General features: G+C 39.3%; 7 protein-coding genes and 1 pseudogene. 1 reads left to right on the top strand and 7 read right to left on the bottom strand.

Annotation, left to right across the window (positions count from 1 at the left end):
- The 7 genes and pseudogenes from Q0256_RS03775 to Q0256_RS03745 all read right to left on the bottom strand — a co-directional run.
- Positions 1–720 (bottom strand): annotated as a pseudogene (locus Q0256_RS03775) (hypothetical protein); the annotation flags it as partial.
- A 1-nt stretch (position 721) separates the two neighbouring features.
- Positions 722–1,993, bottom strand: a complete 1,272-nt coding sequence (locus Q0256_RS03770) for a TrbG/VirB9 family P-type conjugative transfer protein (RefSeq protein ID WP_297960174.1) — start codon at positions 1,991–1,993, stop codon at positions 722–724.
- Positions 1,990–2,640 (bottom strand): VirB8/TrbF family protein, encoded by a 651-nt coding sequence (locus tag Q0256_RS03765; RefSeq protein WP_004319155.1) that lies wholly within the window; start codon positions 2,638–2,640, stop codon positions 1,990–1,992. The genes Q0256_RS03770 and Q0256_RS03765 overlap by 4 nt, the downstream gene beginning before the upstream one ends.
- Positions 2,641–2,769: a hypothetical protein gene (locus Q0256_RS03760; protein WP_004319245.1), complete on the bottom strand. Its 129-nt coding sequence runs from the start codon at positions 2,767–2,769 to the stop codon at positions 2,641–2,643.
- Between the two features lie 2 nt (positions 2,770–2,771).
- A complete protein-coding gene (locus Q0256_RS03755) occupies positions 2,772–5,276 on the bottom strand; it encodes a type IV secretion system DNA-binding domain-containing protein (protein WP_297960169.1) in 2,505 nt (834 codons plus the stop codon).
- An 8-nt stretch (positions 5,277–5,284) separates the two neighbouring features.
- Positions 5,285–5,527 carry a hypothetical protein gene (locus Q0256_RS03750; RefSeq protein WP_002952523.1) on the bottom strand — a complete coding sequence of 81 codons (243 nt, stop codon included), beginning with the start codon at positions 5,525–5,527 and terminating at the stop codon, positions 5,285–5,287.
- Between the two features lie 13 nt (positions 5,528–5,540).
- Entirely contained in the window at positions 5,541–5,855 is a 315-nt protein-coding gene (locus Q0256_RS03745; RefSeq protein ID WP_297960165.1) for a hypothetical protein, read from the bottom strand.
- A 715-nt stretch (positions 5,856–6,570) separates the two neighbouring features.
- Between Q0256_RS03745 and Q0256_RS03740 the strand changes: the two genes are divergently transcribed.
- Positions 6,571–7,687, top strand: a 1,117-nt coding sequence (locus Q0256_RS03740; protein WP_297960163.1) for a relaxase/mobilization nuclease domain-containing protein, incomplete at its 3' end; no start/stop codon positions are given.

Raw genomic sequence — 7,687 nt, 5'->3', positions numbered from 1 at the left:
CACCGCTCGCCCCATTGCGGCATATATGTCTTGCTCTATTTGAGCCGTTACTATTCCGCTTAAATCCGAGCTTATCGCGCTCGTTAAAATTGCCGGGATTAGCCGTCCCGCTCTAATGGTGCGGTATAGCCTGTGCTCGTTCGTGCTGATATCTATACTCTTTTGATTTGAGAAGCCGTCGGCGCCGTATTTTTGGGAGTTTTGATTTACGTTTTTTATTTCGTTATTGCGATTAGCTAAAATTTGAGCTCTTATTAGCTCGCGCATTTTGTTTTCGTAGGCGGCCTGGTTGTCTCTCCTTATTTCTTGTTTCAGGCTCTCTTGCTTGGCTTTTAGCTCTTCTTGCTTGTCTCTAGCGCGCTGCGCCATTTGCTCTTGCTCTCTCGTCATATCTTCCGGCGTAGCGGTCGGTGCACCGGGTACGGTCTGTCCGGATTGCTTTTTGGCTTCAAACTCTTCGATTTTCTTTAAAATTTCGCCTAAATTTTGCCCGTCTTGGCTCGGTGCTTTTTTCCCGGCTTTATAAATGTAGTCGTCGACCGGAAATTTTGAATTTTCAAAAAGATGATTCAGATCCTTTTGATTTTGCAAATTTCTTATTTGCTCGTCTTGCTGCTCTTGCCCGGCCGCTTCGTTAAAAATCTCCTCCGCCAAAAGGGGAGAAGAAATTATACTAAGCGTCGCAAGGCTTAAAAGCAGCGTTTTCTTCCCCTTTTTCATTTTAAAATCCCCTTGCTTTCTTTACGGATTCATTATATTTTTCTTGATTTTTTGTTATTGTTTTGCTATGTTCTTTTTGCCTTTGTTTTATGGCTTCTTCATCGGTGTTTAAATTCTTTCTTATCTCTTTTCTTAGTTTTTCAGCCTGCGTTTCTTTACGATCTACGCATACGTAGCTATCACCGCTTTTAATCGTAAATTTCGGATTTATAGTCTCCGCGATTATGTAATCGCCTATTACCCTCGTTTCTACCGGGCTATCTTGCTTATCGATGACTGCGTAAATGGTAGGAATTTGCGGCATTTCGTCTTTTGAATACTTAAAATACGTAAATTTCTTATCGCTAAAAATTTCAGCCGATAGTAGCCACTCGTTTTCTTTTTTGGCTTTTTGCGTATATCCGCTGTAAATATCGCTTTTTTTGACTTTCAGCTCGGCTATTCCGTCTTTTATGGTTAGATACTCTTTGTTGTCGGTTTCAAGTTTAGCCAGCTTGGCTTTTTGTGTTTCGCCGTCTTGTATGCGAACTATGAAGCTTGGATCGCTTGAATTTTTATAATCCGTTGAAAAAATATAAAAGGTGTGGATTTTTCCGTCACCCGTAAAAATCGTTAGGCTCGTATCAATGCCGATTAACTGCGGAATTATCGCAATGGCGTTAGGCTGGCTCGGGATTTGCTCTATTTTAAAGCCGGTTTGGTCGCCTAGCACGAAATTGTCTATCTCGCTATCAAATATCAGCGTCGTAGCCATTGCGTGGCGCGTGCGAATTTTGATGGTTTTATCCGGCTGATATTTGACTACTTGCGTATTTTCGTATCCACTGTATTTCTTTGAGTGAAATTTTTGCTGCAATGCCTTTAAATCTTGATTGCGGATGGCGTTTTTCATAAGCTCCAGCTCGTCTTTGCCTATCTGCCTATCCGAACCATCGGGCGCACCGCCGAAGTCTATTATGTCTTGTTCGGGAATTTGCCCGCCGTTAGGGTCGTTAAATTTTGCCCCTTGCGGCTGCTGCCTTTGTTTGTATAGTCCGAGCGGATTTATTTTAAAATTCGATTGTATATTGTTGTTTACGTCTTTGTTTTTATCGTTAAATATATCTTCACCCATCGAGCCGTTTTGCTGCTGCTCGTTTACCAGCTCTTGCGTTTGGCGCATAATAGCGCGGATTTGATTCATTTGCTCTTCGCTCAGCCCCTCTTGCGGCTCGGCCGCGCTTAAATTTAAAGCTAGCGCCGAGACGATAGAAAGTTTTATTAAATTTCTCATTTTGAGCCTTTCTCGTCCAAAATTTGCGTTATTTGATATTTACTTACGATAAAGCCGGTAGGATTTTTCATCGTATCGGCGTATGTGCCGCTTTGGTTGCGAAAGTCGTACTCTATCGCGCTTCTATATTTTTTATAGCTTACTTCGGTGCGCGTAGGATTCGTGATCTCGGCTTGGAAGTCGACCGTCGCTACGTTTTGGCTTAAAACGGCTACGTTTAAAATTTGAATGTTGCGGAAATAGTTTTTGGTCGTATAGATCGAGTTTGGATCGCTTACTAAACTTTGAAACGCTTCCCAGACCTGCCTGCTGCTTTGCGTGCGTATCTCGTTGTATCGCTCGGCGTCGTCTATGCGGTTTATCATCTCTCTGTTTTTAACGTATCCGGCTAAAATGCTTTTTAGCAGCTCTTCGTTACTGCGGACGTTTAGGCTCGTATCGTCTATGGTCACGAAGCGGGAGTCACCGTCTGAAAATTTAAGTAAAACGGGCTTTGTTTCCTTTAACGGCGTTAAAAGCGCTATTGCTACTGCTAGGCTTACGCTTACGACCGCAAGGGCTATAATCGTATAAAACATATATGCCTTAATGCTTCTTTCGGCTCTAAAAATAAAATTTGGGTCGATCTTTCTCTCTTCAAATGCCATTTAGCCCACCTTTATAAAATCGTAACAAGCGCAGGGGCTTATTCTTTCTATTTTGCTCGGCTTATCCGCGCATCCGCTTAAAAATGCGGCTAGTATCGCCACCGCCATGATGATTGCTATCTTTTTCATCCTTAACTCCTCTTCCCTTTAAATTCTATGTAATGTTTTCGCCAGTGGATCGGGCTATCGTTTTTAAGCTGTTTTAAAAGCATTACGTTATCCGAGCTTGACGAGAATACTCGCAAGTAGCTTCCGAGCCTCGATAAGTCTATATCCAGCTTTGCGCTCTCGTTTCTTAACTTCATATTTAGCAGTATTTGCCTCGCGTTCGAATTGGTCTCTTTTAAAAATTTAGCCTCCGTCGGCGTTAGCCCTATCGTTGCGTTTAATTCCGCCAGCGTTTCTTCGCTATTGGTCGGAAAAATGACAAAATTTGCGATATTATCCAAAAACGACGAACCGCGTTCGATGTTATTAAATAAGCTCATATTTTGAAAACCCATACACATTACCCCGCCGATTTTTCTGACTTCTAGGATCGCCTCAAGGATTTTTTCTTGCATCGTCTCGTCCTGCAAATAATCCTTTAATTCGTCTATGAAACAAAAGAAGCCGCGCTTATCTGCGCTATTTTTGGCTTTATTTTTTAGCTTATGAAAAATATATATGGCCGTAAGCCCGGCAGTCTTTTTGTTTTGTAGTATGCCGTCCATATTTAGCACTGATAGCTGTTTGGTAAAATTTAGAGCATCTTCTTTGTTGTCGAATATTGAGCCCTTGTAATTATCAAATCTGATTTTCAGCCTTGATTTTTCGTTATTGTCGCTTGGAAGCGAAATAATAAAGTCGCTTAACGTGAGCGTTTGACCCTCTTGCTTCATGTCGTATATGCGATCTACCGTGTTGTTGATATCGTTTATGGCCTCATGCTCGTCATTTTTGACTTCGGCCATAAAACGAAGCCATGATTTTAAAAAGTCTCTATTTTCGTTCGTGTCGGCCAAGCTGAAGGGATTTAATTTAAAGCCGTCACTCTCGCTATCATGGTACTCACCGTCTACGTAATTCGTGAAGTTATACATACCGCGTAGCTTATCCATCGCAAATATATCTATGGGGTATTTAAATAAATTCGTCATTAAAAATTGCGCCAGCGTCGTCTTTCCGCTTCCCGTTCCGCCTACTATCATCGTATGGCCTGCCGGGCGGTCGCCGTCCGGTTGCCAGTGAAAGTTGAATAAATACGGCGTTCCGTTTAGGTGCTTAAACGTCGTTATCGCTTCGCCGCCCCAGTCGTTTTGGTTAAATCCGGTTACTTCGTTTTCAAAATTTGCGATAGTGGCTAGATTGCTGATATTTAGCGTCTTCTTTCTAGCATTTAAATTCCCGCGACTAGGAAAGAAGCTAAAATAAAGAGCTTTTTGATTTAACGTCTCCCGCACGACGTTTAGCCCTTGATTTTCTAGGATATTTTTTAGCTCGTTCGAGCGGTTTTCCAGCTCTTTGAGGCTATCGGCTAGGCAATATACCGAAAAGCTCGTTTCTACTAAATTTTCTCTGTCGGCTTGGATTAGCTCCATTAACTGATCTAGCTCTTGGCGGACTAGCTCTACCGCAAACGCTTTGGTGTCCTTTATCTTCTTGATCGCCTTGCGCTTTTCGTAGGCTTTTAGATAAATCATAGCCATAAATTCGTTATTGCTTTTGATTAAATTTGAGGTGATGATCGACTTGATTTGCTCAGTTTCGTAGGCTTTTACGCTGATAAATCTAGCGTATTTGGTCGTGCCGTCGTTGCGGTAAAACTCTATGTAGTCTTTTTTAAATTCGACGTATGAGCTTATGTAACTATCTGTGATCAGCTCATTCGTATATGCAAGGTTCGTCTCTTTCGCGTTTGAATACGTGGCATAAAAATTTATGATCTCATCGCCGCTTAGCTGTCTTGGCTGATAAATCGAGAAGTAGTTTTTGATGTTTGAGAACGTATCGCTTAAAAGCTCGATTTTTTGCTTTAATTTTGCGCTTTCGTTGCTTTCGTCGCCCTCTTCGCTAGTCATTTTGGTTTTAAAGCTTTCCAGTAGTCCTGTGATATTTTTCGTCATCGTAGAAATTATTAAAAAGTATCTTATAGCGTATATATCTTGATCGGTTTCCCATTTTTTTATGATCTCGTTCGCATACGGATTTATATTTTTGTCTGTATATTCTTTGTCGTCTTGCTTTGTTTTTTTGATGATTAAATTTATTTCTACGTCATCTTTCAAAGTCGTAAAAAACATAACGCGGTTTAAAAGGTAGTCCGTCTCGTCGTCTAAGCTGATTCCGGCGTAGCTTACCCCTTTTAGCTCTACTGCTATACTTGCGTTGCCGTCTTTGGTGATTATTATATTCTCGCCGTATTTGCAGGCGATGTTGTTTTCTTTTGCCAGTGTATAAATTTGCGGTTCTGCTATCATTAAAATTTCATCCGCTTTTTTATTGATCTTATTGATTTTTGATAAAACGTCGTTTTCCGTTTTATTTTTAATACTTGGTTTTTCTTGGCTTACGTCAATGCCAAGCTCTCTTTTTAGTTTTTCTTTCTTTTTGTTTTGATTCCACTCTTTGATTACGCCTATTATTCCGCGAGCCATTTTCTAACCTATGCATAAAATTTGTTTTGCGATATTTTCATTTTAGAACCGATGATGTCGTATATGTCTTCATCAAAAAATTCTAAAATAAAGAAGAAGCAGTATAAAATAGCAACGACTGCTAACGAATATAAAATCAAGATAAACCACGAGATAAATCCAGCGATTATAATCGTGAATAGACTCGTGGTCGTTAGACCTATGATTTTTGTTCTTTTGGTTAAATCCATATAGCAGTCGGTCACTATCATTCGCTTTTACCTTTTACATTGCTGCGGCAGATAAGCCGTATGCAATACCAAGAATAATCGCGATACCAAGTAGCAATTTTATATTATTTTTTAAAGCCTCGATATTTACGAACATTATCGTTAAGAATACTACGACCCAGATAATACCGAATACGGTGATTACGGTATTGATAACGCTTGCGGCACTGCTGCCAGCTTCCGTGATTTGTTCATTCGCCTTTGTTTCCAAAGTTTTTAAAACATTTTGGCCGCCCGCTCCGAATAAGTAAAACGGCAAGAACATTAAAAAGTAAAAAATACCTTTCGCCTTTTTCGAGACTTCTCTCATTGTTTGCTCCTTTTTTGATTAGAATATTTTTGATTTCTAGCACTATACTATTTTTTGAAAAGCGAGATTTTGTAAAAGTGATTTTGTAAATAACGATTTAAAGGGGGCTAAAATTATGCGCTTAAAAATTTTTAAAGTTTTTATTTACTTTTATGTTCTTTTGACTTGATTGACGTATGGGCGTTTGTATCTATTTTTTAAAATATTACGCTTTGACAAAATGCCCTTTTTAAAAAATTTTACAAATTCTTTTAAAAATTTTCTTTTTCGTTCTGTTTTGCTTATCTCTGAATATTTTTGCTGAATATTTTTAAATTTTTCTTATATTTTATTCATAAGCTTATCCAAGTAAAATTTTATTATTCTGTATTAGTGCATTGCAAATATGATTTTGATTTTTTAAGTATCTTTGTAATTTTTCATCGCGCTCCCTTTTAAAGCCTACTCGTTTTTTCAAAAATAAAACGCTCTACGTTTTATTTTATTTTCGGTAGTTGTAAAATTACCGAAAATCAGAGCTTTTTTAAGTTTAGTTTCCCCATTTTTAGGCGCTTCATCGCCGTAAAAATGAACTAAACTTAAAAAAATGACATACAAAAGGGGTTATCCTGCCTGTTTTCTTGCATTATCTTTTTTAAAGCTACTTACGCTAACATCTTTTGCAAATATGTTTAAAAGCTATGAAAACTTTTTTAAAATTTAAAAGGGAGAGAATTTGGCGAGGCGTAATTGGGATGCGTTTTTTGAAGAGTTAAAAGCCATAAGGGCGGGCTATACTCGCACCGCAAAATCGGAGCATAAATACGTTTCCTTTGGAGGCGGCGTAGGATTTTCCCGCTCGCATATTCCTTTCCCTAAAAACGACTTCGCCAAGCAATCCGTCGTAAAGATGATTTCAAATTTGCCTAAAACCTCCATCAAGCGCTGTATTGACTATGCCCTTAAAAACTCTCTTGACGGCGCAGCCGTCAATGAAAAAGGGGAAAGAGTAAGTAGCGATGAAATTTTAAAAGAATGGGGCAAGGATTTCGGCGACAATCTAAACTCGAAGGACGCATGGCATCTGATTTTTTCCATCAACGAGCCCTGCGACGATCAACGAAAATTAAGAGCTTTGAGCGAAAGCGTGCATAACGTGCTGGGTTTAAATTTTAGCGGACATAAATATGCTTTTGTGCTACATACTCATCAAAACAATCCGCACGTGCACGTAGTTTTAAATAAGCGAAACAGCTTTACTAAGAAAAAAATTCACTTTGACAGTAGAAGCGAAATTAGAGAGTTTTTTGACGACGTGCGCACAAATTTTGCCTATTCACTCGGGGCTCGCGGGCTAAAATACGAGAATAAAAATTTCTTGCAAAAGGATTTAAAACGCGAATTTAACAGGGTAAAATCTGCCGTAAAGCTTGAGAGCGATGACTATACCGCGAAGGATAAAATAAACGACTACTACTGCAAAATGCAGGATAAAAACAAGCAAAGCTACGATGCTACGGCAGGGCGCATTCAGGTTTTAAATGACGAGCTTGCCCTGCTAAAAAAGAATAACGAGGAACTCTTGCAACTCTTTTTGCTCTATACCAAAAAGCGAAATAAACGGGCGTATAAGCTGGCAAAAGAGCTAAAAGAAAGCAACCGCGTCATCAAAGAAAAGAGCAAGGCGGTGCTTGCCGAAATCAATAAGATAAATAAAATTTCCCATCAGGCTACGCAGCTTAACGAGATGCGGTTAGTTCACTATAAAGACCGATCTTCCGGATTAAGCTTGCTTGAAAATTTTAGCTACAACTACAATAAAATTTACCCGAAAAATAAGGGTGCTAGCAAGT

It is taken from the genome of uncultured Campylobacter sp., assembly GCF_937949835.1.
GTDB lineage: Bacteria > Campylobacterota > Campylobacteria > Campylobacterales > Campylobacteraceae > Campylobacter_B.
Note: the sequence above shows the minus strand (reverse complement) of the source record. Positions and strands in the feature narration are given on the sequence as shown.

Excerpts from the sequence above, each read along its gene's own strand:
- Q0256_RS03765 (WP_004319155.1), bottom strand. The coding sequence starts at position 2,640 with ATGGCATTTGAAGAGAGAAAGATCGACCCAAATTTTATTTTTAGAGCC.
- Q0256_RS03745 (WP_297960165.1), bottom strand. The coding sequence starts at position 5,855 with ATGAGAGAAGTCTCGAAAAAGGCGAAAGGTATTTTTTACTTTTTAATG.
- Q0256_RS03750 (WP_002952523.1), bottom strand. The coding sequence starts at position 5,527 with ATGATAGTGACCGACTGCTATATGGATTTAACCAAAAGAACAAAAATC.
- Q0256_RS03760 (WP_004319245.1), bottom strand. The coding sequence starts at position 2,769 with ATGAAAAAGATAGCAATCATCATGGCGGTGGCGATACTAGCCGCATTT.
- Q0256_RS03755 (WP_297960169.1), bottom strand. The coding sequence starts at position 5,276 with ATGGCTCGCGGAATAATAGGCGTAATCAAAGAGTGGAATCAAAACAAA.
- Q0256_RS03770 (WP_297960174.1), bottom strand. The coding sequence starts at position 1,993 with ATGAGAAATTTAATAAAACTTTCTATCGTCTCGGCGCTAGCTTTAAAT.